The sequence below is a fragment of the Glutamicibacter uratoxydans genome (genome assembly GCF_006539925.1).
Lineage (GTDB): Bacteria > Actinomycetota > Actinomycetes > Actinomycetales > Micrococcaceae > Glutamicibacter > Glutamicibacter uratoxydans.
Genome location: NZ_BJNY01000001.1, coordinates 228,965 through 254,143 on the forward strand (window position 1 = coordinate 228,965; position 25,179 = coordinate 254,143).

Here is a 25,179-nt window from a genome sequence, read left to right on the forward strand (position 1 = left end):
TGCGAGGTGACTTATGAAGACCACATTCTGCACCAACAAAGAGGAAGGGCCGTCTGTGAGTTCGCAAGACCGAACCGGCAGTCGCGGTACTGCTAAGGCCAAAGTACTGGCCTTAGTTGGCACCAGTGCATTGCTGTTGACGGGATGTTCAGCGGAGGTCAAACGCGGTTGGCTCCCCAACGTGGACCGCGATACCACCAACCACACTGCTGCGATTCAGGATTTCTGGGTCCACTCGTGGATTGCTGTAATTGTCATCGGTGTACTTACCTGGGGTTTGATGCTTTGGTGCATCATTGCCTACCGTCGCCGCAAGACTGACACTGGCTACCCGCGCCAGCTGAGCTACAACTTGCCATTGGAGATCTTCTACACGGCCATTCCGCTGGTCCTTGTTCTGGTCTTCTTTAGCTTTAACAACAACTTGGTCAACAGCATCAATAAGCCTGTTGATTCCGAAATCACCGTGGATGTTCGCGCTAAGCAGTGGGCTTGGGACTTCAACTACACCTTTGATGGTGGCACCGAGAAGTACTACGCAGGCACCCAGGCTCACCTGAACACCGATGGCTCGCCAGGTGCGCAGGAAACCCTGCCAACCTTGTACCTGCCAGCAGGCAAGTCGGTTGACCTGCAGCTGAACAGCCGCGATGTTATCCACTCGTTCTGGGTACCAGCCTTCTTGCAGAAGCTGGATATGATCCCGGGCAAGACCAATCACATCTACCTGACCCCACAGGTTGAAGGCACCTACGATGGCAAGTGCGCCGAGCTTTGCGGCGAGTACCACTCGGAAATGCTGTTCAACTTGAAGGTAGTCTCCGAGTCCGAGTTCAAGGCTCAGATGGCGAAGCTGGAAGATGGACACATTGGTGAAGAGTACGACCGCATTCCTGATGAAGTGAACAGCGTTGTCGTAGAGCACGCAGGGGAAGGAGAGTAATCGCGATGACCACGTTCGAATACGCAACTGACGACATCAAGTCGATTGCCCCAGCCGTTGTGCCGAAGTCCAAGGGTCGCCTCTTCGTCGACTTCATTACTTCGACCGACCATAAGAAGATCGGGTACATGTACCTGATCAGCTCGTTCGTCTTCTTCTGCATCGGCGGCGTCATGGCGCTGCTGATTCGTGCAGAGTTGTTCGAACCAGGTATGCAGATTCTGCAGACCAAGGAACAGTACAACCAGCTGTTCACCATGCACGGCACCATCATGCTGCTGATGTTTGCAACCCCGTTGTTCGCAGGCTTCGCAAACGTCATGATGCCGCTGCAGATCGGTTCGCCCGATGTGGCGTTCCCACGACTGAACGCATTGGCCTTCTGGTTCTTCTCGTTCGGTTCCACCATCGCCTTGGCTGGCTACCTCACCCCTCAGGGTGCTGCCAGCTTCGGTTGGTTCGCCTACGCACCGCTGTCCAGCACCACTTTCTCCCCAGGCATTGGCGGCGATCTGTGGGTCTTCGGTCTGGCGCTCTCGGGCTTCGGCACCATCCTCGGTGCAGTCAACTTCATCACCACCATCATCTGCCTGCGTGCGCCAGGTATGACCATGTGGCGCATGTCGGTGTTCACCTGGAACACCTTGATCACCTCGATTCTGATCTTGATGGCCTTCCCACCGCTAGCTGCAGCACTGTTCGCACTCGGTGCTGACCGTCGCTTCGGCGCTCACGTGTTCGATGCAGAAACCGGTGGCGCCATCCTGTGGCAGCACCTGTTCTGGTTCTTCGGCCACCCAGAGGTATACATCATCGCGCTGCCGTTCTTCGGCATCGTTTCCGAGATCTACCCAGTGTTCGCACGCAAGCCGATCTTCGGCTATAAGGGCCTGATCTTCGCAACCATCTCGATTGCAGCTCTGTCTGTTTCGGTGTGGGCACACCACATGTACGTCACCGGTTCGGTCGCGCTGCCATTCTTCGGCTTCATGACCATGCTGATTGCCGTTCCAACCGGTGTGAAGTTCTTCAACTGGATCGGTACGCTGTGGCGGGGCTCGATCACCTTTGAAACCCCGATGCTCTGGAGCATCGGCTTCATGATCACCTTCCTGTTCGGCGGCCTGACCGGTATTATCCTGTCGGCTCCGTCCCTGGACTTCCACGTTTCGGACACCTACTTCGTTGTGGCTCACTTCCACTACGTAGTCTTCGGCACCGTTGTCTTCGCAATGTTCGCCGGCTTCTACTTCTGGTGGCCAAAGTGGACCGGCAAGATGCTCAACGAGCGTCTGGGCAAGATCCACTTCTGGATGCTGTTCATCGGCTTCCACGGCACCTTCCTGATCCAGCACTGGCTGGGCGTTATGGGCATGCCACGTCGCTACGCCGACTACATGCCTGAAGATGGCTTCACTAACATGAACCAGGTTTCCACCGTCTTCGCATTCATCTTGGGTGCATCGATGATCCCTTGGTTCTGGAACGTGTGGATCACCCACCGCACCGCCAAGAAGGTTGAAGTTGACGATCCATGGGGCTTTGGCGCTTCGCTGGAATGGGCAACCTCTTGCCCTCCACCACGCCACAACTTCCATTCGATTCCACGTATCCGTTCCGAGCGCCCAGCACTGGATCTGCACCACCCAGAACTGAGTGGCCGCCATACTCCGGTAGCCGCAGCCGCAAAGATCTTCGGCCCTGCTGATCAGAAGGATGTGTAATCAATGAAGGTTGAATCCTGGATTTTCCTTGGTGGAGTTTTCTTCTTCATCCCAGTAGGTATCGTGTACGGCTACATGACCAATTGGGAAGAGTGGGTTGGCTTCCTGGCACTACTGATGCTCGCCGGCCTTTCCGCCATGGTTGGCTGGTACCTGTTGTTCACGGCCCGCCGCGTCGGCCCTCGTCCAGAGGACCGCGTTGACGGCGAAATCCACGAGAACGCCGGTGACATCGGAATGTTCTCGCCTTGGAGCTGGTGGCCATTGGTATTGGCAGCCGCCGCAGCAGTTTCCTTCCTGGGAATTGCAGTTGGCTGGTGGGTATTCTACGTAGGCGCAGGCCTGGCCGTTATCGGCCTGACTGGCTGGGTTTACGAATACAGCCGTGGAGACCACGCACACTAAAGCACTAAGCTAGTGGGGTGGCAAGCAAGAAATTGCTTGCCGCCCCACTAGTCTTTTAATCAGCAATATCACCTGCAACCGCAGCTGAAACCGGTTGCATTTTCGGGGGAGTACAGGTGCGTCATTCACCTCAGCCGGCAGTCACCGGGCAGCTAGACCCTAGCAGCAGCCTGAGCAAGTACCGCCAGATCCGCGAAATCCTCCGAACCCATGCTCGAGAACACTGCAAGCCAGGTTACCGCCTGCCACCTGAACGGGTGCTCGCTGAACATTTCGGCGTGGCCAGGAAAACGATTCGCCAGGCGATCGACGCGCTCGTCGATGAACAGGTGCTCAAACGCGTGGTCGGCATCGGCACGTTCGTAGTCCCTGAAAAGCTCGACCTGCGCGTACGTCTCCACTCATACTCCGAGGACATGATGCGCCGCGGCATGGTTCCCGACGCACATGTACTGCAATTCGCTGAGATCAAGTCCAATGCAAATCTCGCCTCCCAGCTGATGATCGAAGAAGGCGAGCCCGTTGTGCAGTTCAAGCGCCTGCTTCTGGCCGATGGCACTCCCATGAGCCTCGATGAGAACTACATGCCGGCGGACCTGGTCCCGGGATTCGTTGACGGAGAACCGCCGTCAAAGCTCTACCAGGCGCTGCACGAACGCTACGGCATCCTTCTGGAGTGGGGCGAGGATCAGGTCGAAAGCACGGCTGCTAGTACGCAGCAGGCCCGCCTGCTGGGCGTGGAGCCAGGATTCCCGCTGCTGCAGATTACCCGTTACGCCTATGTGGGCGAACGCTTGGCCGACTATTCTGTTTCGCTCTACCGCTCTGACCGGTACAAGCTCTTTGTGCCGCTGCAGCGGCTTGGAACCCGCACTCCGCGATACACGGAGAACATCTAGGCCAGCCGAACGTGCGGCAACGCAGCCACGACGCCACGAGTCCTAGATTGGCAGCTGCCAGGCGCCGCTGACTCGCAACAGGCTGGGCCGCGCCTTCGTGGAAATTCATGACTGCCCAGCCGTCAAAATCGCGGGGGCAAAGGTTTTCTACGACTGCCGGCAGGTGATGTTCTTCTCGCCGGCGACCCATCAGCTTCCCGGATACTGCCAGAACTGCCCGCGTAGACGGCAGTTTTATTTCGCTGCGGGTCGCTGGGTGTAGTTGCACCCCACAACCGGCTGTCGGCGAATCCCCGACGCTGGGCATCCGGCAAACCGCCTCAGTTCTCGGCTCACAATACAAATGTGTGGGAAAACCCGAACAGTCTGAGTTCGCGTCTGCAGCTTCCTGCGTCCTGCGATGGATAAAACTGGTGAGCCGGTAGAAGCACGGAGGGTTCTCGACTCACAGAGCCGCCGTGGTGCAACATGCGCTGGTTGCTGCTCAATGCCCACGGTGACCACTAATTGCTGACCGACAGTAGTTCACTACCTGTACGGCTACAGTTGCCGCGTTGCCGGCTCCGAGGCCGGGCAGGGCGCCATTCGCCACTCGCCATTCGCACAGACGCCTGAAGCAACACATGGCAGCACACGGGGCGCAGGCGGCAACAGTGGACAACGCCTCACAGGGCTCGCTGGGCGTTCAGAAGACATTCTCTGGGGGACAGGCGCCAAGAATCCACAACAAGCGATTGCAGCAGGCTCACAGAGGCGTAGAAATACTGCTTAACCAAACGAGGGACATACCCTCAGGTATGTCCCTCGTTTTGTGACTAATGCGAGTCGAGATTACTTCTCGATCGAGTCCTGCTTGTCGCCTTCAACTTCGTGGTGACCGTGAGCTGCATGAGCAGCTTCCAGCTCCGACGGAGTTACCGGGGCGACGCGATCTTCGAAGAAGAACTTCGAGATCTTTGCACGACGCTTCTCCTTGCGGGAGATGTGTCCTGCTGCATCCGGCTGGGCCGGAATGTACTTGTTGTCGTTGAAGCTCGTCAACAGGTAGCGCTTGTAGACGTCGATTTCCTCGTGCTTCTCGGAGAAGCCACCTTCAGGAGACATCTGGATGATGCCAGCTTCGCGGCCGTGCAGCACGATCTCGCGATCCTTGCGCTGCAGCGACAGGCAAATGCGGCGGGTCAACCAGAAGGCAATGATTGGGCCGAGGAAGAAGAGCGTACGCAGCCAGTAGGTCACGTCGTTCAGTGCCACGTGGAAGTGGGTTGCAATCAAGTCGGACGAGGCAGCTGCCCACATCACGGAGTAGAAGACAACGCCGGCTGCACCCATTGCGGTACGGAATGGAGCGTTACGTGGACGGTCCAGCAGGTGGTGCTCGCGGTTGTCCTTGGTGACCCAGCGTTCGATCCATGGCCATGCAAACATGACCGCGAACAAGGCACCTGCAGGAACCAGAGCTGGAAGCAGAACCGAGAGCACCAGGGTGTTAGAGCCCCATGGGAATGGAATGTTCCACTCGAAGGAGAAGTTGCCCAGAACACCTGGCATCAGGCGCAGCGCGCCGTCAACGAAACCGATGTACCAGTCAGGCTGGGTACCAGCCGAAACTGGTGACGGATCGTATGGACCGTAGTTCCACACCGGGTTGATCTGAACCAAGCCGGAGATCATCGCGATGATGCCGAAGATGATGAAGAAGAATCCACCAGCCTTGGCAGCGTACACAGGACCAACTGGGAAGCCGACGACGTTGTCGTTGGTGCGGCCTGGGCCAGGGTACTGGGTGTGCTTGTGGGTGACCACCATGAACAGGTGGATGACCAGAAGCAGGATGATGACTGCAGGAACAATCATGATGTGCAGCGAGTACAGACGCGGGATCACGTGCTCGCCTGGGAACTCGCCGCCGAAGAAGAACATCGACAGGTAAGTACCTACAACAGGGATGGCCTTCATGACGCCGTCGATGATGCGCAGGCCGTTGCCGGACAGCAGATCATCTGGAAGCGAGTAGCCGGTGAAGCCAGCAGCCAGGCCCATGATCAGCAGCACGCCGCCGACAACCCAGTTCAGTTCACGCGGGCGACGGAAAGCGCCGGTGAAGAACACGCGCAGCATGTGCACGGAGAGGGAAGCAACGAACAGCAGTGCCGACCAGTGGTGTACCTGTCGCATGAACAGGCCGCCGCGGACGTCGAAGGAGATATCGAGGGTCGAGGCCATAGCCGTCGACATGCCGATACCCTTCAGCGGAACGTACGAGCCTTCGTAGACTACGTGGGCCATGGAAGGATCGAAGAAGAAGGTCAGGAAGGTGCCGGAGAGCAGCAGCAGTACAAAGCAGTACATTGCCACTTCGCCGAACATGAACGACCAGTGATCTGGGAAGATCTTGCGGCCGAATTCCTTGACCATGCCGGAAGCACCGACGCGGGAGTCGACGAAGTCGGCCAGGCGGCCGGTCTTGGTCGATGCGGTGAACTCATTAGTAGTCGTCATTAGTGCTTTCCACGCTCCCAGTAGGCTGGGCCAACAGGCTCGTGGAAGTCGCTCTGAGCTACCAGGTAGCCCTCAGCGTCCACGGTGATTGGCAACTGCGGAAGTGCGTGACCTGCCGGACCGAAGACAACCTTGCACTCGTTGGCGAGGTCGAAGGTCGACTGGTGGCAAGGGCACAGCAGGTGGTGGGTGTGCTGCTCGTACAGAGCGATCGGGCAGCCAACGTGGGTGCAGATCTTGGAGTAGGCGACGATGCCGTCTACGTTCCAAGTTTCGCGGCCCTCGGAGATGTTCATCTCGGCTGGATCCATGCGCATGAGCAGAACAACGGCCTTGGCCTTCTCGTTCAGTACGTTCTCGGCTTCGTTCAGACCCTCGGGAATGACGTGGAAGACCGAACCGATCTGTACGTCCGAGGCCTTGATCGGGGTGCCGGAAGGATCGCGGGTCAGACGAACGCCCTTGTCCCACATGGTGTGGCTCAGGGATTCGATCATCTGGTGCGCGGTGTTGCCGGTGCGGTCGAGGTCGCGGAACATGAAGATCGCTGGGATTGGTGCCAAAGCAATGGCGCCAATCAGGGTGTTGCGGATCAACGGACGGCGCTTGATGCCCGATTCGTCAATGATGGTGTCGATGATCTCGACTGCATCCTGACGGTCTTCTTCGGTGCGGATCTCGTGGCGGCTTTCCACCAGTTCGTGATCCGGCATCAGGGTCTTGGCCCAGTGGACAATGCCAACGCCGATGCCGAGCATCGCGAAGGCGGTGCCCAGGCCCAGTGCGGCGTTCTGAACGCGGAGTTCAGCGAAGGTCATGTCGCCCAGGTGGCCCAGGACGAAGTAAGACACAAAGAAGAACAGCGTGCCGATGATGGAGATGGTAAATAGGAGCGCTACTTGGCGCTCGTGTCGCTTGGCTGCGCGCGGGTCGCTGTCTGCGATTCGCGGACGGTGCGGCGGTAGTCCTGGATCAGGGAAGCGATCCTGAGCCACATCGTCAGCCTTAGCAACGGTGCCCGAACCTTCGGGACTGCCGTGACTATGGTCGCCCATGTTTCTCTCTCATCCTTCTGTTAGGAATTTTTGTACGTAGTGATGTTTGCGGCGCTAAGCCGCGGGTGCCTTAGGAAGGACGCGAGGTCAACCAAATGGTGAAGGCGATTACGATACCCAGACCAGCGGTCCAGATGAACAGGCCTTCAGCCACTGGGCCCAGCGAGCCAAGAGCAATACCGCCGGCAGTGCCATTGGCTTCAATGGTCTTCAGGAAGGTGATCACGTCACGCTTCTCATCCGGGGTGATGTTCGAGTCGTTGAACACTGGCATGTTCTGCGGACCGGTAGCCATCGCTTCGTAGATGTGCTTCTCGCTGACGCCAACCAGGGTCGGTGCGAACTTACCGCGGGTCAGTGCACCACCGGCAGCTGCCGCGTTGTGGCACATTGCGCAGTTCACGCGGAACACGGTACCGCCGTGAGCTGCATCGCCCTTGGTCGTATCCAGGCTTTCCTCATCCGGGATAGCAGGTCCTGCGCCGAGGCTGGCAACGTATGCCGACAGCTGGGAAATCTGTTCGTCATTGAACTGCACTGGCTTGGCCTGAGCCTGTGGGCCCTGCATCTGCATTGGCATGCGGCCGGTGCCGACCTGGAAGTCAACGGCTGCGGCGCCAACGCCGATCAGCGATGGGCCGGAGTCGCTGCCCTGTGCCTTCAGGCCGTGGCAGGTTGCGCAGTTAGCAACGAAGAGCTTGCCGCCCTCGTCGATGTCCGACTGAGATGCAGTAGTGGTCTCTGCAGCCTTTGCTTCGCTGATGCTGCCCGCTGCAATGTAAAGACTGCCGGTGACCAGCAATCCGAATAACAGCAGGGCCACAGCGGCGAGCGGGTGGCGGCGCTTTGTTGAAAGAGCCTTCACTTGCTGGTTCCTCACTTAATTTCTTGGTGTGGTGTTGCCGTACTTCTGTGGAGGCAACTGGTGAATGTTAGTTGCCTACTTCAGGAAGTAGATGATCGCGAACAGAGCAATCCAGACAACGTCAACGAAGTGCCAGTAGTAGGACACGACGATGGCGCCGGTTGCTTCGAAGTGACCAAACTTCTTCGCGAGCATTGCACGACCAATGATCAGCAAGAACGCAATCAGGCCGCCGGTGACGTGAAGTCCGTGGAAGCCAGTAGTCATGTAGAACACTGAGCCGTAGCCGTTGGAGTTCAGGGAGACACCCTCGTGAACGAGGGTTACGTATTCAAAGGCCTGGACGGAAACGAAGATAGCCCCAAGGAAGAAGGTGAGAATGAACCATTCGATCATTCCCCATTCCTTGAGGTTGAAGATTCCACCGGAACGGCGAGGCTTGAAGGCCTCGGCCTTGAATACGCCGATCTGAGCAGTAAACGAGCTGGACACCAGAATCAAGGTGTTAACCAGCGCGAACGGTACGTTCAGCTTGGCAGTTTCAGTCGCCCAGAGTTCGGGCGCGGCAGCACGAATGCTGAAGTACATGGCGAAGAGGGCGGCGAAGAACATGAGCTCGCTGGAGAGCCACACCATCGTTCCCACCGACACCATGTTTGGGCGGTTCGGCGCATGAGGCGCCGTCGTATTTGGGGCATGAGTCGCAGTTGTCACACTGACATTATGTCTCTAAATAGGCCTCAGATACCAATGCAAACGGGGTCTGACAGTGGTTTCTTCTGCCACACCTCGGAAACAACCGCGGAAACACGCGGAAGTTTGAATAAAACTCTTTCTACAATTCGTAGAGCGAGGATCGGCGCGTCACGCGCAATATTCATTTATGCAACAAGCCCATGACGTAATTATCTGCTGATTTCTCCCGAAAAACAGCGACTTGGACCACATCATCTTAAGAAATGAATTGGGTTGGACTCCGGCGATCTCGATAGGCTTGTACACGTGTCAACGAGCCTTGAAAACGAAAAGTTCCCGACCTGGCCGAATTTGCTGGCCACCTTGATTTCCGGCGGTGATCTTAGCCGGTCCGAGGCTGGTTGGGCGATGAATGAGATCATGAACGGCGAAGCCAGCGATGTACAAATCGCAGGCTTTTTAGTTGCGCTGCGCGCCAAGGGGGAGACTGTCGCCGAATTAACCGGCCTCGTCGACTCAATGGTCGCCAACGCGAAGCCGCTACGCGTCAATTCACCAACTTTGGACATTGTGGGAACCGGCGGCGATCGGCAGAACACCGTCAACATCTCCACCATGGCTACGCTGGTCTGCGCAGGCGCCGGAGTCAACATAGTTAAACACGGAAACCGTGCATCTTCATCGTCGTCGGGATCAGCCGACGTTCTCGAAGCCCTGGACGTACGACTCGATGTACCAATCGAGCGCCTTGTAGAGGTCTACGACAAGGTTGGAATTGCATTCTGTTTCGCGAATATCTTCCACCCTTCAATGAAGCATGTGGCCGCCGCACGCCGCCAGCTGCGTGTTCCCACAGCTTTCAACTTCATGGGCCCACTGACCAACCCGGCCCTGCCATCCGCGTCAGCAATTGGCTGCTCTGACCTGGTCATGGCCCCGATCATGGCAGGCGTACTCGCCAGCCGCGGCGTACGCGGCCTAGTCTTCCGCGGCGAAGACGGACTGGACGAAATGACCACAACGACATCGAACCGTGTATGGGAAGTCCGCGACGGCAAGGTTTCCGAGTTCACTTTCGATGCGCAGAGCCTTGGCATTGCCCGCACGACGCTGGACGACTTGCGAGGCGGCGACGCTCAACACAACGCACAGGTTGTAAAGGACATCGTCAACGGCGCCACTGGCCCGGTACGCGACGCAGTCCTTGTGAACGCCGCAGCCGGAATCGTGGCATTCGACGAATCAGCGCAGCAACCATTCGAGCAGCGCATGAAGGAAGCATTGGAGAAGGCAACGAAATCGATCGATTCCGGCGCCGCCGCAAAGGTCCTAGATACCTGGTCGACGACAACTCTTAACATCGTCGGGCGCTAACTCATCGGAACATCTTCTTAAAACAAATCAGGGCTTTGGTTTACTGCTATACAAGCAATGAACCAAAGCCCTGATTTTTGTTCGGGGGACTACTCGCCGAGATCCAGCGAGAACGCTGCGTCCAGATCATGGGTTGAATATGCGCGGAATGCGATATGTGTTTGCGTGCCCCGAATACCCGGGATCTTCGAAAGACGATTGGCGATGACCTCAGCAAGATCCTCATGCTTGTGCACATGCGCAATCGCAATAAGGTCCCAATCTCCAGCGACTGAATACACCTCGCGGATTCCATCAATCTCGGAGATCTGCTGCGCGCATTCTGGAATACTGTCGGTGGCTGTCTGAATCATGACAAATGCGGTGACCATTGATACCTCTCAACATTGCCGGCCCGACTCTCTCGGGCTATTTCTTATTGACAACTCTAGTCGAAGCGAGACTCAATCCAGCCAAACTTCTCCACTCCGCGCAATCAATTACCAGACTAAAACTTTGTAATCAATTAAACAATGTTTTATCATTGTCTCATGATCGTTTTGACAATCGACCAGCGCCGCTCGCGCTCGTCTGAGGACAAGGTAGAAGCTCTAGTCAAGCAGGCTAATGCAACAGTACCTGTAGTACGCCCGTTCCAAAGAACCGCCGGGGACGAAGTCCAGGCCGTCCTCGACAATGCTTCTGAAGCCATTCGCCTTGCCGTCATGATGGCGGCATCGGGGGACTGGAGTGTCGGGCTCGGCTTTGGTCAGGTCGAAACGCCGCTGCCGAAGGAGACCAGAGCGGGACGCGGCCCTGCATTCGAGTTTGCACGAGTGGCAGTCGAGCGCGCTAAGAACACCAACGCTCATATCGCTGTGCATGGACCATCAACCGAGGCAACACGCCTAGAGGCCGAACTCCAACTCACCGCATGCATCGTTGCGAAACGCCGGGCGACTGCGTGGGAAGCTGGAACTTTGGCAGATGAGGGAATGACTCAGCAGCAGATTGCTGCACAGCTGGGCATTACACAGCAGGCGGTGTCTTCCAGGCTCTCTGCAGCTTTGTGGTTTGAAGCTAACCGAATGATGGATGAATCAGCCAAGTCTCTGGCCCGCCAACTTCAAATGCTGGGGGAGCAGCCCTGATGCTCTGGCTTGCTTGGTATCTACTAATAGGTGCGGTGGCGCTCTCTGCTGGAGCTGCCGCTATCGGTGTATCAGCGGTTCCACGCGTGAAAATTTGCACGTCGTTGACCGTGGCGGCGACAGCACTCGCGGTAGCTGCCCTTATCCTTTCCACCGTCGCTTCGCTCCATGACGGTGCGGCAACAGTTCCCAAGTTCTTGGCAGTTGCCGTCAGCGTTGCCTTCGCAATCAGTTTTGGCGGGCCGGTGACAGAGCTCGTGTTCCGTCTGGCCTCGCGCAGCAATACACCGGCAGCAAAAGACGCTGAGCCGTCCTTGCTTCGGGGCGGCTTGTGGATCGGCTTGCTGGAGCGCACAGCAATTGTGGCAAGTCTTTGGGCTTCATGGCCAGAAGGCATAGCAGTGGTTCTGGCGGTCAAGGGCTTGGGCAGGTTTGCCGAACTAAAAAACCACCAGGCCGCGGAGCAGTTCATTTTGGGAACCTTCTCCAGCGGATTGGTGGCTGCGGGAGCTTACGGCCTAGGCTTGCTGCTGACCTGATCGCTTGGCGATAAAGTAGGTGATCGCCCGGCGACCCATAAGAAACAGGCCAAGGACGATGGTTGCAACCATGACGAAGGAAATCGCAGCCGTCGAATTCAGTGCGAGGCGTGTTGCGATGCCCAGGGCGACAGTGCCCAGCCAAACCAGAACACCGGTTGGCCAGAGGCTGCTGATGGTTTTCCACGGACGCGACACTGCGAGCATGACCAGGTAGCCGATGATAAATGGCAACGCGGTCCAGAGTATTCCACCAAGGTCCAGCCCGTGCTCGTGTTCGCGGCGACCGAGCAGTGCGAAGAGAATAATAAGCAGAATGTCTACTGCGGCCCAGAGAGGCCATGAACGATTATTTGACATCATGCTCTTATCCTAAACAGCATCAGGCACCCCCACGAATCCAGCGTCCGGGGTCTGTGTGCCAGGCTTTCGGGGGAGAACCTATTCAAAGCTGCTTCCGCGGCCTATCAAGAAAGATGCGATCTAGAGTTGCAGCGATACAGCCAATTTTTGCAGGCACGACAAGTCGGGTTCTACCTGGGCTCAGTGTGTCTCGGATTAATTATGGGAATCCTTTTCCCTCACGCTTCTGCGGCATTTTCCGTCGGCGTCACGCCCGCCCTAGCCTTGCTGCTGTTCGCTACATTTCTCGCAATCCCACTGGCCAAGCTGTGGGAGTCTCTCAGAAATATCCGCTTCTTGGCTGCAATTTGCTTCGTGAACTTCCTGTTGGTACCAGTCATCGCGTTCTTTCTGACGAGATTCATTTCTTCGCATTCGGTGTTGGTTGTGGGTGTACTACTTGTCCTCTTGGCACCGTGCGTGGACTATGTCATTGTTTTCACTCGGGCCGCCGGGGGAGCGCATGAACAGCTTCTCACTGCAACACCGGTTTTGATGCTGCTGCAGATCTTGCTTCTGCCGCTGTACCTCAATTGGTTTACCGGGGGAGATCTGCTCACCTCGATGAATCTGAGACCATTCGTTGAAGCATTTACAGTTCTTATTCTGATTCCGCTGCTGGCGGCGGCATTAGTGCAAATCCTGGCGCAACGTTTCATGCCGGTTGCAATCATCGAGGATGTCATGGATCTGCTGATGGTTCCGTTCATGATGCTCGTGCTTTTCCTGGTCATTGCTTCACAGGTATTTAGTGTTGGCACTTCGCTGAGTCAGTTGGCCTTTGTGGTTCCAATCTACGTTGCGTTCTTGGCTCTAATGGGCGTGCTGGGTGGATGGCTTGCCAAACTGTTCAAGCTAGAACCACGCGCACAGCGTGCCGTAGTCTTTTCCGGAGCCACCAGAAATTCCCTGGTCGTGCTGCCACTGGCATTGGCCATGCCACCGGGGTATGAATTCGTGCCAGCAGTTGTTGTCTGCCAGACCATCGTGGAGATCATCGGCATGCTCGCATACACAAGGCTGGTTCCGAAACTGGTGCCAATCTCTGGCTAAATAGCAGCAAAACGAACATTCAAACCATTAATTGGATTATCTATAGGGGAGTGGACTGCAGTCTTCAGGATCCTCCAAATTGGATTTCCAGCAGGCATCGCAAAAACGCGCTGGCCCTAGGCCGCATCTAGCAAATCGATTAGGCTTCACGCATGGATGTAACCGATCTGAACTCAATGGTTTTATTGGCAGCCTTTACAGCGATCTTCTTTTATATTTTGTATTGCGTCGTCAGGGCCGCCGTCCGTCGAGGCATCATTGACGCACATGAATACCTCGGATCAGACCGGGAAAGCGATGCTGACGAAAACCAACGAAAAAGTTAAGGTTCGCTGAACTGCAGCCTGCGAAGATCTCACAACCCGACACCGGCTGGTTTATTTCAGCAAAGTTGCCCACAGCTGACCGCTCGTTGATTGCGCCAGATTAGACACATAGGAACCAGCCTGGGGGGACCTGCAGATTTACACTACTTTACATAATGTAGATTATCGGCTCTTTGATAATCCTTGTAGATCCGCGGTTTTTAGCGTTATCACCGAGCAAACACGTTCCGCCTCTGATGATCACACTTAACTGTTCTCTGACTCCAGGGCCAGCCGATACTCTGCGAAGTCTAATGTCTGACGAACAAACTGCCTGGAGCGCTCGTCATGCATCGAATAGATTGTGTGCCGGCCGTCCTTGCGTGCCTGAAGCACGCCGGATGCCCTGAGCTTCGTGAGCAACTGGCTCGCGGCATTCGGAGTCACGCCGACCAGCTGCGCCAACTCGGATAGCGTTCGATCTTCCAAGCTCAGCGCCCAGAGCAGTTGTAATCGCGCAGGGTCAGAAAGCGTCTTGAGCACCAACACCGACATATCCAGCAGGTCGTTGTCGATTATTTGATCGCGCATCGGCTCGATAGCTGATTCACTCATCGTGACGCACGCCCCTTGGAAGCTCTCGGTGCCGAAGCACGCAACTGATTGGTAAGTGAGACCATTATGCGCACCGCTGCTTTCAAAGCAACAGTGGACCTGAAAAGAACTCAGAGATGCCCCAGCATGAAATCGTGGACCTACTCCCCTCAATAAATCATCCTTTTAGCGTTTCTTTTCAATCATCAGATCAGTCCACGCTCGCCTTGAGCAACTCCGGTCCCTGCAATACGGGGTGAAATTGGCCAACATGCAAGCAGATGGGAAGATTTAAGCATGTCTTCGCTGTCAACGACTCAACCATCGATCGCCGGATTGTGTACACAGCTGATCGACCGCCTCAAGGACCAGCAGATCGAGCCTGATCCTGTTCAGCTGGATTTGGTCAGACTGCTCAGCGAAGTGCTTCGCAGCGGCCCTTCAAGGACCGCAAAGGGAATCTATGTCTACGGCCCACCGGGACGCGGCAAGACAGCAATCATCAATGCCCTTGTAGATGTACTACCAAAGGAAGGCATCGCAAGATTTCATTTTCACGAGTTCTTCCACACGCTGAACTCCCCTAAAAACCGCGTCCCCGGCCAACGGCTCGGGTCCATCTTCACCCAGGGGCTAGAACGAGAGCTCAACGGGTTGAAACTGCTGATCTTTGACGAATTCCACTGCACAGAGCCAGGGGACGCCATGCTGATGGCGAAACTCGTCAAATACTGCACGGAACACAAAATCTTCATTGTGACCACATCGAACTACTCGCCGGACAACCTCTTGGACGATGACGCCTTTCATCATCTGGTGCAGCCGACAATTACCACCATTGAGACCTCCTTCCACATCTTCGAGCTGGATCACCAGATCGACTACCGGACACTTGCCGCTGATAGCGGGGCATTCGCCTGCGGGTATCGGGCCGGCAGCATGGAAGTCAACTGCACCGCTACTCCCCCGGATATTGAGCCGGTGATGATCCACATAGGCTATGACAAGATCGGCCCAGCCCACATACAGGACCAGGCTCTGTGGATCAGCTTCGCCCAACTGTGCGGCACCCGCAGAAACACAGCTGACTACCTGGAATTGGCGCGCCGCTATAGCAAATGGCACATTATGGAGATCCCACCCAGCGCCCAGCTGCCAATGGACGAGGAACGCCGCCTGGCGAACCTTTTGGACATCTTCTACGACCAAGACATCGAACTGCATCTGTACACGCAAGACAATCTAAAGCACCTTGGCCATATGCTCCATGACACCGAGAAAGACCGGCTCGTCTCCCGACTTGCCCAATTGACTTACAACAACGCTGAACGGACGAACTAGCCAGCCATGAGCACCGCCTACTCCCCCGAAGAATTGACCGAACTGGTCACCACCATCCTGGAATCCGCTACCGAGGACATTGTGCCAATCGTTCAACTTGGCCACCCGGTGCTTCGCACTCAAGCACAGACATATGCCGGCCAGCTGCCCGGCGTACTGTTGGAGCGGCTCCTGAAGGTCATGCGCGAAACTATGTACGATGCGCCAGGGGTGGGCCTGGCCGCGCCCCAGATCGGCATTCCCCTGAAGATTGCAGTGCTCGAGGACCTCTACCAGATTCCTGAAGACATGGCCCTTGAGCGTGAACGCCAGCCTCTTGAGTACTTGGAGATCTTCAACCCTTCCTATGAGGCCGTAGGAACCCGCACGGCCCAGTTCTATGAGGGCTGCCTGTCATTCGATGGCTTCCAGGGCGTCGTCACCCGGCCCGCTGATATCAGCGTCCGCTATGAAGATCGCAGCGGACATGAAATATCTGCACAGTTCTCCGGCTGGCAGGCTCGCATCTTCCAGCATGAAACAGACCATCTCTACGGCACCGTCTACATCGACAAGGCGGAAACCCGGTCATTGATCTCCGAAACAGAATTATGGCGCCATGACGGCCTGTCCGTAGCCTCGGCAAAGAAGGCGCTGGAATTCTGATGAGCGAAGCCACCAGCATCACCTGTCCGGTGTGCGAAGCGCAGCTGGAACGCGCCGGCACTGCAGGCCGCAGCCTTCAATGCCCCGAAGGCCACCGCTTCGACGCGGCCAAGCAGGGTTATTTCAACTTCCTGACCGGAAAAGGAACCAATTTTTTGGAAGACACCGCGGCCATGGTCATGGCCCGCGAAGCATTCCAACAGCGGGGACACTACGCGGCACTGGCGGGCCTCCTAGCGGATCTAGCCGGCGAGCATCATCACGGTGCACGTTTGGACATTCTCGACGCCGGGGCTGGAACCGGGTACTACCTCGGGGAAATCCTGCGCGGCCACCCGTCCGAGCAGCAGGATGCGATCGCTGTGGACATCTCACGCTATGCCATGCGCAGGGCCGCCAAGCTGCCTGCAACGACGGCAATCGTCTGGGATGTCTGGCGCCGTCTGCCCACGGCCGATGCCTCGCGGGACATCGTCTTGAACTGCTTTGCACCGCATAACCCTTCCGAGTTCCGCAGAATACTGCGCCCTGGAGGCTTGTGCATTGTGGTGACTGGCGCGCCTGATCACCTGGAGCAGGTGCGCACAGAACTGGGCATGCTGAACATTGCCCAGGGCAAGCAGGAAAGCCTCGTGGAGAAGTTCGCGGCCGCAGGGCTGGTCCATCAAGGATCGCAGAACCTGAACTACTCAATGGCCTTGGACAGCGAGGACCTCTTCAATTTGGCATTCATGGGACCGGCAGGACATCACTTGGATCCCGAGGTACTTCGAAGGGCTACCGATTCACTGCAGCAGCGGGACGTCAACGCATCCTTTGACGTACATTTGTTCGCCCTCCAGCCTTAGAAAATACCCACAAATGACTACTTCTTTCTGTCTCCCAGTACGGCAGAATAAGAGCAAAGGCCACTCGCAACGGGCTTTTGATCGAATAGAACAAAGGTGGATGCCATGACAACGGCAGAATGGATCGTCAGCAACGCGTGGGTCATCTGGCTCGCAGTGTTCTTGTTGTTGGCAATCATCGAAATGCTGTCGCTCGACCTGTATTTCATCATGCTCGGCGTCGGCGCCCTGGGCGGCGTCGCCGTGGCGCTGGGCAACGGCCCGGTATGGTTGCAGGTTGTCGTCTTCTGCGTGATTTCGCTGCTCATGATCCTGCTGGTTCGACCAGTCGCCGTCAGGCACCTGAGGAAATCTCCCGACGGCTTCCGCACGAATATCGACCGGCTCATCGGCCAGGATGCGCTGATTCTTGAACCAACTTCGCGTTTGTCGGGATCTGCAAAGATCCAGGGCGAAATCTGGACCGCACGCGCCGAAGCAAATGTGCCGACCATGATGCCTGGAACCTATGCGGTGGTCAGCCGCATCGACGGCGCCACTGCCTTCCTGGAGAACGCACCCAAGAAGCCCGAAGCCTAGGATCGCCTCTAGCTTTACGTCCATCAATCACTCAAGCACAAGGAAAGAGAGTACAAACCATGAACGGTAACAGTTTTGGCTTGACCATCGTCCTTGTCGTACTGGCGATCTTCGTGATCGTCGTGCTACTACGCAGTGTCCGCATTGTGCCCCAGGCGCGTGCTGGCATTGTCGAACGCCTCGGCAAGTACAACAGGACCCTGAACCCGGGCCTGACAATCCTGATCCCATTTGTGGATCGCCTGCTTCCGCTGCTGGACTTGCGCGAACAGGTAGTTTCGTTCCCGCCGCAGCCGGTGATCACCGAAGACAACCTGGTCGTCTCCATCGACACCGTGGTCTACTTCCAGATCACCGAGCCGCGGGCAGCGACCTACGAGATCGCCAACTACATCCAAGCTGTGGAGCAGTTGACTACCACCACCCTGCGTAACGTGGTCGGCGGCTTGAACCTGGAAGAGGCTCTGACCAGCCGCGACCAGATCAACGGCCAGCTGCGCGGCGTTTTGGACGAAGCCACCGGCAAGTGGGGCATTCGCGTCTCCCGCGTCGAGCTGAAGGCCATCGATCCTCCACTGTCCATCCAGGATTCCATGGAGAAGCAGATGCGCGCTGAGCGAGACCGCCGTGCAGCAATTCTGACCGCTGAAGGCACCAAGCAGTCAGACATCCTGACCGCTGAAGGTGAACGCCAGGCAGCGATCCTCAAGGCGGAAGGTGACGCCCAGGCATCGATCCTCCGCGCTGACGGCGAAGCCCAGGCCATCCAGAAGGTGTTCGATGCAATTCATGCCGGCCAGCCGGACCATGAGCTGCTCGCGTACCAGTACCTGCAGACCCTGCCAAAGCTTGCTGAAGGCACCTCCAACACCCTGTGGGTGATCCCCAGCGAGCTGACCGAAGCGCTGAAGGGCATCGGCGGCGCTTTGGGCGGAACCAATCCCCCAAAGAGCCCGAAGGCTCCCGAATCGGCCGACGGCATCTAGTCCGTCCAGTTGATTCTTGACTACCACGTCACACTGCGGCGAGGTGCATCTCTTGCACCTCGCCGCAAGCGCGTATAATGGATGTTTTGGCGCCTGATTTCGGATTCCGCAGCATTTGATGGAATTAGTTCAAGGCGCCGAACGTTGGTACGTGTAGCGAATAAAACAGACATCGCGGAGGGAAAACATGAGCGATCGCAGCCTACGAGGCATGCGCCTGGGTGCACAGAGCATGGAATCTGAGGCAGGTGTGGAGCCGGCTGCCCGTCAGCGCGTCGAATACCGTACCGAGGACGGCGAGGCCGTCTTCATCGTCTTTGCTGCAGAAGCAGAAATTCCTGCCACCTGGCACACCAAGACCGGCAAGGAAGCCAAGCTGGTGCACGGCGAGGCTAAGGCCGAGGAAGCAGCCAGCGAGAAGCCGGTGCGCACCCATTGGGACATGTTGCTTGAACGTCGTTCCGAAGAAGAACTCGAAAAGATCTTGGCTGACCGCCTGACTCAGCTTCGCGCTTCGCGCGGCGAAGCAGTCTAGCGCAGCAAGACGCAAGCGTCCGCGGCTACCTTCTGGTGGCCGCGGACGCTCTTGTTTAATAACGGTGATAAAAATGCTGCGCGGCCCGTGGAAACCAGTTCCAGGACCGCGCAGCAGAAAAGTTCAGGCTACTTCTTGCCGGTGAGCTTCTTCCAGCGGGCGCCCAAGCCCCACCGGGTGACATTCCACATTGCTTCAACAACAATGTTGCCGCTCATCTTCGATGCGCCCAGTTCGCGCTCGACGAAGGTTACAGGGACCTCAACGATGCGCTTGCCCATCATGGCGACGCGGAAGGTCATATCCACCTGGAAGCCATAGCCGCGCGATTCGATGTCGTCGAAGTTGATTGCTTCAAGGGTCTCGCGCTTGAACGCGCGGTAGCCGGCGGTGATGTCCCGCAGGGGCAGGCCCAGCAGGGTCCGCGAGTAGAAGGAGCCGCCGCGCGAGATGATCTTGCGGATCAGCGGCCAGTTCACCACTTCACCGCCCTTGACCCAGCGGGAGCCGATGACAAGGTCTGCGCCGGCTGCGCTGGCTTCCAGCAGGCGTGGAAGCTGTTCTGGCATATGCGAGCCGTCGGCGTCCATCTCCACCAAGACGTCGTAGTCCTTGGCCAGGGCCCACTCGAAGCCCGCAATGTAGGCGGCGCCCAGCCCGTCCTTGCCGGTGCGGTGCAGCACGTGGATGTTGCTGTCCTCGGCGGCCATCTTGTCCGCCAGCTCGCCGGTTCCGTCCGGTGAGTTGTCGTCGACGATCAGGACATCCGAATCTGGAACCGAAGTCCGGAGCCTTCCGACGGTCAGCGGCAGCGATTCCAATTCGTTGTAAGTCGGAATGATCGTAATGACGCGCACTCGGCGGTACCTTTCTTCATAGACAGCATCGGCGGGCCCAAGGTTCAATGGCGGGAAAATGAACAGTTTCCGACCTTGGATTAAATGAAGCCCAATCTCAAAGTATACGCAACCGACGGGGCCTGATCTTTCACGGACACAGCCAAACGCAACGATCCCCAGTGACTTCGGCCCTATTCCGGATGATCTGAAATCATACGAAATGTTATCTAAGGTCACTGGGGATCGTTATTCACTTGCGTCGTTTCAAACACAATGCGAGGTGCATCACGAAGAGGCGCTTAGTACAGCCTAATGCTTGACCCACCTGCTCTGTCAACCAGTTCATGACCAGAACCTTCATCGAGAATCTGCAGGTCAATTACTTGATTCGGATTCCTCGGCGGATTGCTACACGGTGCGGATGGAAGCAGGATCCAAACGGTCGAACAGAATATTACCGTCGCGTACGGTGCGCAGGCAGTTTGGGATATGCTCATCGACGACTGGGAGCATCGGGGTGCCAGCACGGGCATCGGTGCTCCACGAGCTGATTCTCACATCCGGAGTCTGCACGGCCAGCTCGGAGGCGCTCCAGATGGCGAAGGTCGCAGCCGCTCCGATCACCAGCTGTCCCGCGGTGGGGTTCATCTGGCCCATCGCGCGGTAGGTCGAACGAGTCTGGGCCAGGAATGCCGCCCGCGCAGAGATCCGCGCTTCAGGGCTGGACATGTTCATGGCCGCGCGGACAATCTTCCACCCGTCGACTTCGGTCACCGGGGCGTCGGAGCCCAGCACCAGCGGAACTCCGGAGGACAGCATGGCCGAGAGGTTGTTCATCCCTGCGGCGCGCTGGCCCAGCCGGGCCTCGTACATGCCCTGCTCGCCGCCCCACTGGGCGTCGAACTGCGGCTGCATCGAAACCATGATCGAATACTGCAACAGGCGCTGACGGCTTGCATCGTCCACCATTTCAGCATGCTCAATGCGGTGGCGGCACATCTGCAGCTTGGCCACGCCGATCTGTTCGGCGGCAGCATCGAACGCGTCGAGCAGCAGGTCCAATGCGCCGTCGCCGATGACGTGGAACGCCGCCTGGATGCCCTGCTGGCTGCAGGAGACCAGATGGGCGGTGATCTGCTCCTCGCTCAGGTACAGCTGTCCGCGGTTGCCTGCATCGTCGGCATAGTCCTCGCGTAGGTACGCAGTGCGGCTACCCAGCGAGCCGTCGACCCGCAGGTCGCCGCCTAGGCCGAGGATGCGTCCGGCCGGGAAGCTGGCCACAAGGTCTTTGGCCTGTTCGCCGTCGGCGGCCAGTTCGCCCCAGAAAGCGTAGACCTGAGGCAGGGAAGCATCATCGGCTGCCAGCAGCGCATCAAGCGCCTCGCGTCCTTCAAGCTGCGGAGCCGCCATTTCCACGACGGTTCCGAATCCGCGCTGCGCATAGTGCCGCAATGCCAGCTGCTGGTAGTCGGTGCCCTCTGGGTTGGCGGCGGCGAGTGCCGCGCGTACCTGGTCGTGCTCGGTCCCGCGGACCTGGCCGGAAGCGATGTGCCCCAGGCCCAACTGCACCAGCAGCTGGGAGTTGACCAGCGCGCTGTGCACGTCGCGGCGCACCAGGTAGTAGCCCCTGCCGCCGGCAGCCTCGGTCAGCTCCGCTTCGCTGGGCAGCTCGGCCCGGTCCCAGGCGCTCTCGTCCCAGCCCTGGGCGGTGACAAAGCCCTCGGTGCCTGCGGCGCGGGCGGCGACCAGTTCCAGCAGGGCGCCGGCGCTGCCGGCCGCGGAGAGGTCCGCCCCTGACAGGGCGCGGCCCAGCGCGGCCAGGTGGGTGTGGGATTCGACGAAAGCGGGAGTGATCAGTGCGCCGTTCAGGTCGATGACCTGGTCGGCGGTTTCAGCATGGCGCTCTGCCGCTTCTTCGCCGCCAAGCCAGGCGACGGTGTCCCCGTCAATGACGATTGCGGTGGCGAAGGGGTCTGCCGAGGAATAGACAGAGCCGTTGTGGTACAGCGTTTTTGCCATGAGCTAACTTCCTTTTCTTGTCATACGCCCTACGGTGGCCCGGGCGTAGGATGTCAGGCGCGGCTAGGTGTTAGTCGAGCACGTTGGAGTAGGCGATGACGCCTCGCTTGACGAGGTCCATCGCCTGGTATGAGTTGCGCACCAGTCGCGGCGGCAGGTCGGTGTTCTTGGCGAACTGGTCCAGGGTGTCGATGACCTGCTTGGCCCAGCGGACAAAGTCGCCCGGCGCCAGGTCGGTGCCGCGCAGGGCGCTGTTCAGGCTGGAGCCGCGGGCCCACTTGTACATCGGCCAGATCAGCCCGGACTCCGGCGGGGCCGTCGGCTCCAGGCTGGCGGCTTCTTCGGCGTCCGACAACTTGCCCCAGATGTTGATGGTCTTGTTCCAGATCTCAGACACCTTCTGGGTCGGCATGTTCGGATCCGGGCGGTCGTAGTCCCTGCGGCCCTGGTACACGAGGAAGGCTACCACTGCGCAGAGCTCTTCAGCCTTGAGGCTTGTCAGCATGCCGGTTTCCAGCACCTGGCTGGAGAGCAGGTCCCGTTCGCCGTAGATGCGGCGCAGCCGCCGCCCGGCATCGGTGATGGTGAACTCTTCGGTCTTCTCATCCGAGTGCAGGTAGCCGAACTGTTCCAGCACATTGCAGATGCGGTCGAATTGGGTGGCGATGGAGTTGGTCCGTCCGCGGATCTGCCGGCGGGCCTTGTCAGCGCTTTTCTTCAGTTTCCAGTAGCGGTCAGCCCAGCGCATGTGTGCGTCCTTTTCGGAGCAGGCATGGCAGGGGTGGTCCTGCAGGGCAAGGCGCAGTTCCTGGATCTGTCGTTCAAAGGTGTCGCTGCCCGAGTAGTCGAAGCTCTGTGCGTCCTGGCGCGGCGGGCGGTGGTCGTAGATCGCGTTGCGCAGCGAGGAGGCGAGGTCGCGCCGCTCTTTGGGCGTCTGGCCGGTGAATCCCTTGGGGATGCGGATGCGCGAAACGATCTGCAGCGGCCCGTTGAGGTCTTCTGCAGACAGCCTACGCAGCTGGCCTTCCTCGGTCAGCACGGTGTGGCGCGGGTTGTACAGGGCGGTGTCCAGGGCGATGATCACTGCCCGGCCGAAGCGCCGCCCGCCGGGCAGGTCGACGACGTCGCCGCGGATCACCGACTGCAGGGAGCGTTCGGCGGCGGATCGGCGGTGGTGTTTGCGCTGCTTCGCTGCGGTCTTCTCCAACGCGGCGAGTTCCCGCTGCAGCTTCAGGTATTCGGCGAAGTCGCCGAGGTGGCATTCCATTGACTTGGCGTACCCGGCCAGCGATTCCTCCTTGGAGCGCACTTCCCTGGCCATGCCGACCACTGAACGGTCGGCCTGGTACTGGGCGAAGGAACTTTCCAGAATCTGGCGGGTCTGTTCGCGGCCGAACTGCGCCAGCAGATTGGTGGACATGTTGTAGGTAGGTCGGAAGGAGGAATTCAGCGGGTAGGTACGGCGGGAGGCCAAGCCTGCCAGCGATTCCGGTTCCATGTCCGGGTTCCACAGGACGATCGAATGGCCTTCGACGTCGATGCCGCGGCGGCCTGCTCGGCCGGTGAGCTGGGTGTACTCCCCCGAAGAAATCTGGACGTGCGATTCGCCGTTGAACTTGACCAGCTTTTCCAAAACGACCGAACGGGCAGGCATGTTCACGCCCAAGGCCAAGGTCTCGGTCGCAAAAACCACCTTGACCAGATTACGCGCGAAGAGGTCCTCGACGATCTCCTTGAAGATCGGCAGCAGTCCTGCATGGTGTGAAGCAAAGCCGCGGGTCAGCCCGTCGCGCCAGCTCCAAAACTCAAGGACGTCCAGGTCCTCGTTGGGGATCCGATAGGCTACCTCGTCAAGCGCCTGGGCGATTTCCGCAGCTTCCTCATTGGTAGTCAGGCGGAGATCTGCCATGGCGCACTGCTGGACTGCCATGTCGCAGCCCTTGCGCGAGAAGATGAAGAAAATTGCGGGAAGCAGCCCCGCCTTGTCGAGTTTGGCAATGACCGACGAGCGGCTGACGCGCTGGCCTACGCGCGGCGCCCGGGATGCTCCCCGGTAGCCGCGTGCGTTGCGGTTTCGGGCTACCCTGCCGCCGGGACTCTGGCTGCGGACCAGCTTGCGCAGCTCGGGGTTGACGCTGGCCTTGACGTCGCCGTCGGCTACTTTGTCGAATGCCACATCCTCGGCAAAGAGGTCGACAAGATTAGGGCCGACCATCACGTGCTGGAATAGCGGCACGGGACGGACCTCGGAAACGATGATGTCGGTGTTGCCGCGAACGGTATCCAGCCAGCCGCCGAACTCTTCGGCATTTGAGACGGTTGCCGAAAGCGAGATGATCTGCACATTGGAAGGAAGGTGGATAATCACTTCCTCCCACACAGCTCCGCGGAACTTATCCGCCAAGTAGTGCACTTCGTCCATGATGACGTAGCCCAAGCCATCGAGGGTCTGCGAGTCTGCATACAGCATATTGCGCAGCACCTCGGTGGTCATCACAACGATCTGCGCCTCGGAGTTGATCGAGGTATCCCCCGTGAGCAGGCCGACCTTGCTCGAGCCGTACTGCTTGACCAGATCAGAATACTTCTGGTTGCTCAACGCCTTGATCGGCGTCGTATAGAAGGCTTTGCGGTTCTCCCGGATGGCTTGGAAAATCGCATACTCTCCAACCACGGTCTTGCCTGCACCGGTAGGTGCGGCGACGAGCACGCTATTGCCGACAGCTACCCTTCTGCAAGCTTCGCTCTGGAATTCATCGAGGTCGAAGGAAATGCTTGCCCGGAAATCCGGCAGGTGCGTACCCACCTCGATCTGGCGTGCTTTGGCATTAGCGTAGTTTTCCGCAGCGGAACTCACTTGAGTACGTTCACTTTCTGGTGCGGTTTTCTGAGCACCGAAGA

Annotated in this window: 25 protein-coding genes; 15 read left to right on the forward strand and 10 right to left on the reverse strand. The window is 58.1% G+C overall.

The annotated features are described in order from the left end of the window. Window positions 1-55 precede the first annotated feature (55 nt). The 4 genes from ctaC to AUR04nite_RS01235 all read left to right on the forward strand — a co-directional run bounded on the left by ctaC (window position 56) and on the right by AUR04nite_RS01235 (window position 3,971). Window positions 56-943: an aa3-type cytochrome oxidase subunit II gene (gene ctaC / locus AUR04nite_RS01220; protein ID WP_141361122.1), complete on the forward strand. Its 888-nt coding sequence runs from the start codon at window positions 56-58 to the stop codon at window positions 941-943. 5 nt (window positions 944-948) lie between these two features. Continuing rightward, the gene (gene ctaD, locus AUR04nite_RS01225; protein WP_141361125.1) at window positions 949-2,667 is read left to right on the forward strand and encodes an aa3-type cytochrome oxidase subunit I; all 1,719 of its coding nucleotides are present in this window, start codon (window positions 949-951) and stop codon (window positions 2,665-2,667) included. A 3-nt stretch (window positions 2,668-2,670) separates the two neighbouring features. Next, entirely contained in the window at window positions 2,671-3,072 is a 402-nt protein-coding gene (locus AUR04nite_RS01230) for a cytochrome c oxidase subunit 4 (RefSeq protein ID WP_141361127.1), read from the forward strand. Window positions 3,073-3,188: 116 nt separating this feature from the next. Then, window positions 3,189-3,971, forward strand: a complete 783-nt coding sequence (locus AUR04nite_RS01235; RefSeq protein ID WP_141361129.1) for a GntR family transcriptional regulator — start codon at window positions 3,189-3,191, stop codon at window positions 3,969-3,971. A gap of 831 nt (window positions 3,972-4,802) precedes the next feature. On the opposite strand, the gene qcrB is transcribed toward AUR04nite_RS01235, so the two are convergent. From qcrB to ctaE, 4 genes are all read right to left on the reverse strand, one after another. Next, window positions 4,803-6,473 (reverse strand): cytochrome bc1 complex cytochrome b subunit, encoded by a 1,671-nt coding sequence (gene qcrB / locus AUR04nite_RS01240; RefSeq protein ID WP_141361131.1) that lies wholly within the window; start codon window positions 6,471-6,473, stop codon window positions 4,803-4,805. Then, complete coding sequence (qcrA, locus tag AUR04nite_RS01245) at window positions 6,473-7,528, reverse strand: cytochrome bc1 complex Rieske iron-sulfur subunit (protein ID WP_141361133.1); 1,056 nt, start codon at window positions 7,526-7,528, stop codon at window positions 6,473-6,475. Before qcrA ends, qcrB begins: the two co-directional genes overlap by 1 nt. Window positions 7,529-7,598: 70 nt before the next feature. Next, window positions 7,599-8,393 carry a cytochrome bc1 complex diheme cytochrome c subunit gene (gene qcrC / locus AUR04nite_RS01250; protein WP_141361366.1) on the reverse strand — a complete coding sequence of 265 codons (795 nt, stop codon included), beginning with the start codon at window positions 8,391-8,393 and terminating at the stop codon, window positions 7,599-7,601. Between the two features lie 75 nt (window positions 8,394-8,468). Further along, window positions 8,469-9,107 carry an aa3-type cytochrome oxidase subunit III gene (gene ctaE, locus AUR04nite_RS01255; RefSeq protein ID WP_141361135.1) on the reverse strand — a complete coding sequence of 213 codons (639 nt, stop codon included), beginning with the start codon at window positions 9,105-9,107 and terminating at the stop codon, window positions 8,469-8,471. A 288-nt stretch (window positions 9,108-9,395) separates the two neighbouring features. On the opposite strand from ctaE, the gene trpD reads away from it, so the two are divergent. Further along, window positions 9,396-10,463: an anthranilate phosphoribosyltransferase gene (gene trpD, locus AUR04nite_RS01260; RefSeq protein WP_141361137.1), complete on the forward strand. Its 1,068-nt coding sequence runs from the start codon at window positions 9,396-9,398 to the stop codon at window positions 10,461-10,463. Between the two features lie 89 nt (window positions 10,464-10,552). Here the strand turns inward: trpD and AUR04nite_RS01265 are convergent, their stop codons facing one another. Beyond that, window positions 10,553-10,834, reverse strand: coding sequence for an Lrp/AsnC family transcriptional regulator (locus tag AUR04nite_RS01265; protein ID WP_141361139.1), 282 nt, complete (start codon window positions 10,832-10,834; stop codon window positions 10,553-10,555). 159 nt (window positions 10,835-10,993) lie between these two features. On the opposite strand from AUR04nite_RS01265, the gene AUR04nite_RS01270 reads away from it, so the two are divergent. After that, window positions 10,994-11,593, forward strand: coding sequence for a sigma factor-like helix-turn-helix DNA-binding protein (locus AUR04nite_RS01270; protein ID WP_141361141.1), 600 nt, complete (start codon window positions 10,994-10,996; stop codon window positions 11,591-11,593). Beyond that, entirely contained in the window at window positions 11,593-12,132 is a 540-nt protein-coding gene (locus AUR04nite_RS01275; RefSeq protein ID WP_141361144.1) for a hypothetical protein, read from the forward strand. The genes AUR04nite_RS01270 and AUR04nite_RS01275 overlap by 1 nt, the downstream gene beginning before the upstream one ends. Here AUR04nite_RS01275 and AUR04nite_RS01280 read toward each other — a convergent pair. Further along, complete coding sequence (locus tag AUR04nite_RS01280; RefSeq protein ID WP_141361146.1) at window positions 12,112-12,495, reverse strand: DUF3054 domain-containing protein; 384 nt, start codon at window positions 12,493-12,495, stop codon at window positions 12,112-12,114. The two genes, AUR04nite_RS01275 and AUR04nite_RS01280, sit on opposite strands and share 21 nt — an antisense overlap. A gap of 201 nt (window positions 12,496-12,696) precedes the next feature. On the opposite strand from AUR04nite_RS01280, the gene AUR04nite_RS01285 reads away from it, so the two are divergent. Both AUR04nite_RS01285 and AUR04nite_RS17810 read left to right on the forward strand, forming a co-directional pair. After that, window positions 12,697-13,587 (forward strand): bile acid:sodium symporter, encoded by an 891-nt coding sequence (locus tag AUR04nite_RS01285; protein ID WP_141361148.1) that lies wholly within the window; start codon window positions 12,697-12,699, stop codon window positions 13,585-13,587. A 152-nt stretch (window positions 13,588-13,739) separates the two neighbouring features. Next, window positions 13,740-13,913 (forward strand): hypothetical protein, encoded by a 174-nt coding sequence (locus AUR04nite_RS17810; protein WP_170184031.1) that lies wholly within the window; start codon window positions 13,740-13,742, stop codon window positions 13,911-13,913. 246 nt (window positions 13,914-14,159) lie between these two features. Here AUR04nite_RS17810 and AUR04nite_RS01290 read toward each other — a convergent pair whose 3' ends face one another. Then, entirely contained in the window at window positions 14,160-14,507 is a 348-nt protein-coding gene (locus AUR04nite_RS01290) for an ArsR/SmtB family transcription factor (RefSeq protein WP_141361150.1), read from the reverse strand. A 276-nt stretch (window positions 14,508-14,783) separates the two neighbouring features. Between AUR04nite_RS01290 and zapE the strand changes: the two genes are divergently transcribed. The 6 genes from zapE to AUR04nite_RS01320 all read left to right on the forward strand — a co-directional run bounded on the left by zapE (window position 14,784) and on the right by AUR04nite_RS01320 (window position 19,420). Further along, on the forward strand, window positions 14,784-15,827 hold the full coding sequence (gene zapE / locus AUR04nite_RS01295; RefSeq protein ID WP_141361152.1) for an AFG1/ZapE family ATPase: 1,044 nt from the start codon (window positions 14,784-14,786) through the stop codon (window positions 15,825-15,827). 6 nt (window positions 15,828-15,833) lie between these two features. Next, window positions 15,834-16,472, forward strand: coding sequence for a peptide deformylase (locus tag AUR04nite_RS01300; protein WP_141361154.1), 639 nt, complete (start codon window positions 15,834-15,836; stop codon window positions 16,470-16,472). Then, complete coding sequence (locus AUR04nite_RS01305) at window positions 16,472-17,320, forward strand: putative RNA methyltransferase (RefSeq protein ID WP_141361156.1); 849 nt, start codon at window positions 16,472-16,474, stop codon at window positions 17,318-17,320. Before AUR04nite_RS01300 ends, AUR04nite_RS01305 begins: the two co-directional genes overlap by 1 nt. Window positions 17,321-17,425: 105 nt before the next feature. Next, the gene (locus AUR04nite_RS01310) at window positions 17,426-17,899 is read left to right on the forward strand and encodes an NfeD family protein (RefSeq protein WP_141361158.1); all 474 of its coding nucleotides are present in this window, start codon (window positions 17,426-17,428) and stop codon (window positions 17,897-17,899) included. A gap of 59 nt (window positions 17,900-17,958) precedes the next feature. Beyond that, window positions 17,959-18,885: an SPFH domain-containing protein gene (locus AUR04nite_RS01315; RefSeq protein WP_141361160.1), complete on the forward strand. Its 927-nt coding sequence runs from the start codon at window positions 17,959-17,961 to the stop codon at window positions 18,883-18,885. 187 nt (window positions 18,886-19,072) lie between these two features. Continuing rightward, window positions 19,073-19,420 (forward strand): RNA polymerase-binding protein RbpA, encoded by a 348-nt coding sequence (locus AUR04nite_RS01320; protein ID WP_141361162.1) that lies wholly within the window; start codon window positions 19,073-19,075, stop codon window positions 19,418-19,420. Window positions 19,421-19,548: 128 nt separating this feature from the next. Here the strand turns inward: AUR04nite_RS01320 and AUR04nite_RS01325 are convergent, their stop codons facing one another. The 3 genes from AUR04nite_RS01325 to AUR04nite_RS01335 form a co-directional block, all read right to left on the reverse strand. Beyond that, a complete protein-coding gene (locus AUR04nite_RS01325) occupies window positions 19,549-20,277 on the reverse strand; it encodes a polyprenol monophosphomannose synthase (protein ID WP_141361164.1) in 729 nt (242 codons plus the stop codon). A 390-nt stretch (window positions 20,278-20,667) separates the two neighbouring features. After that, window positions 20,668-22,278 carry an amidohydrolase gene (locus tag AUR04nite_RS01330; protein ID WP_141361166.1) on the reverse strand — a complete coding sequence of 537 codons (1,611 nt, stop codon included), beginning with the start codon at window positions 22,276-22,278 and terminating at the stop codon, window positions 20,668-20,670. Window positions 22,279-22,348: 70 nt separating this feature from the next. Next, entirely contained in the window at window positions 22,349-25,135 is a 2,787-nt protein-coding gene (locus AUR04nite_RS01335; RefSeq protein WP_141361168.1) for a DEAD/DEAH box helicase, read from the reverse strand. Window positions 25,136-25,179: the final 44 nt, after the last annotated feature.

Bases quoted from the DNA above. Each gene is read 5' to 3' on its own strand.
- AUR04nite_RS01270 (WP_141361141.1), top strand. From the start codon at position 10,994: ATGATCGTTTTGACAATCGACCAGCGCCGCTCGCGCTCGTCTGAGGAC.
- AUR04nite_RS01275 (WP_141361144.1), top strand. From the start codon at position 11,593: ATGCTCTGGCTTGCTTGGTATCTACTAATAGGTGCGGTGGCGCTCTCT.
- AUR04nite_RS01310 (WP_141361158.1), top strand. From the start codon at position 17,426: ATGACAACGGCAGAATGGATCGTCAGCAACGCGTGGGTCATCTGGCTC.
- AUR04nite_RS17810 (WP_170184031.1), top strand. From the start codon at position 13,740: ATGGATGTAACCGATCTGAACTCAATGGTTTTATTGGCAGCCTTTACA.
- AUR04nite_RS01305 (WP_141361156.1), top strand. From the start codon at position 16,472: ATGAGCGAAGCCACCAGCATCACCTGTCCGGTGTGCGAAGCGCAGCTG.
- AUR04nite_RS01315 (WP_141361160.1), top strand. From the start codon at position 17,959: ATGAACGGTAACAGTTTTGGCTTGACCATCGTCCTTGTCGTACTGGCG.
- AUR04nite_RS01290 (WP_141361150.1), bottom strand. From the start codon at position 14,507: ATGAGTGAATCAGCTATCGAGCCGATGCGCGATCAAATAATCGACAAC.
- AUR04nite_RS01265 (WP_141361139.1), bottom strand. From the start codon at position 10,834: ATGGTCACCGCATTTGTCATGATTCAGACAGCCACCGACAGTATTCCA.
- AUR04nite_RS01280 (WP_141361146.1), bottom strand. From the start codon at position 12,495: ATGATGTCAAATAATCGTTCATGGCCTCTCTGGGCCGCAGTAGACATT.
- qcrB (WP_141361131.1), bottom strand. From the start codon at position 6,473: ATGACGACTACTAATGAGTTCACCGCATCGACCAAGACCGGCCGCCTG.
- zapE (WP_141361152.1), top strand. From the start codon at position 14,784: ATGTCTTCGCTGTCAACGACTCAACCATCGATCGCCGGATTGTGTACA.
- qcrA (WP_141361133.1), bottom strand. From the start codon at position 7,528: ATGGGCGACCATAGTCACGGCAGTCCCGAAGGTTCGGGCACCGTTGCT.
- AUR04nite_RS01285 (WP_141361148.1), top strand. From the start codon at position 12,697: ATGGGAATCCTTTTCCCTCACGCTTCTGCGGCATTTTCCGTCGGCGTC.
- AUR04nite_RS01300 (WP_141361154.1), top strand. From the start codon at position 15,834: ATGAGCACCGCCTACTCCCCCGAAGAATTGACCGAACTGGTCACCACC.
- AUR04nite_RS01320 (WP_141361162.1), top strand. From the start codon at position 19,073: ATGAGCGATCGCAGCCTACGAGGCATGCGCCTGGGTGCACAGAGCATG.
- AUR04nite_RS01330 (WP_141361166.1), bottom strand. From the start codon at position 22,278: ATGGCAAAAACGCTGTACCACAACGGCTCTGTCTATTCCTCGGCAGAC.
- AUR04nite_RS01230 (WP_141361127.1), top strand. From the start codon at position 2,671: ATGAAGGTTGAATCCTGGATTTTCCTTGGTGGAGTTTTCTTCTTCATC.
- ctaD (WP_141361125.1), top strand. From the start codon at position 949: ATGACCACGTTCGAATACGCAACTGACGACATCAAGTCGATTGCCCCA.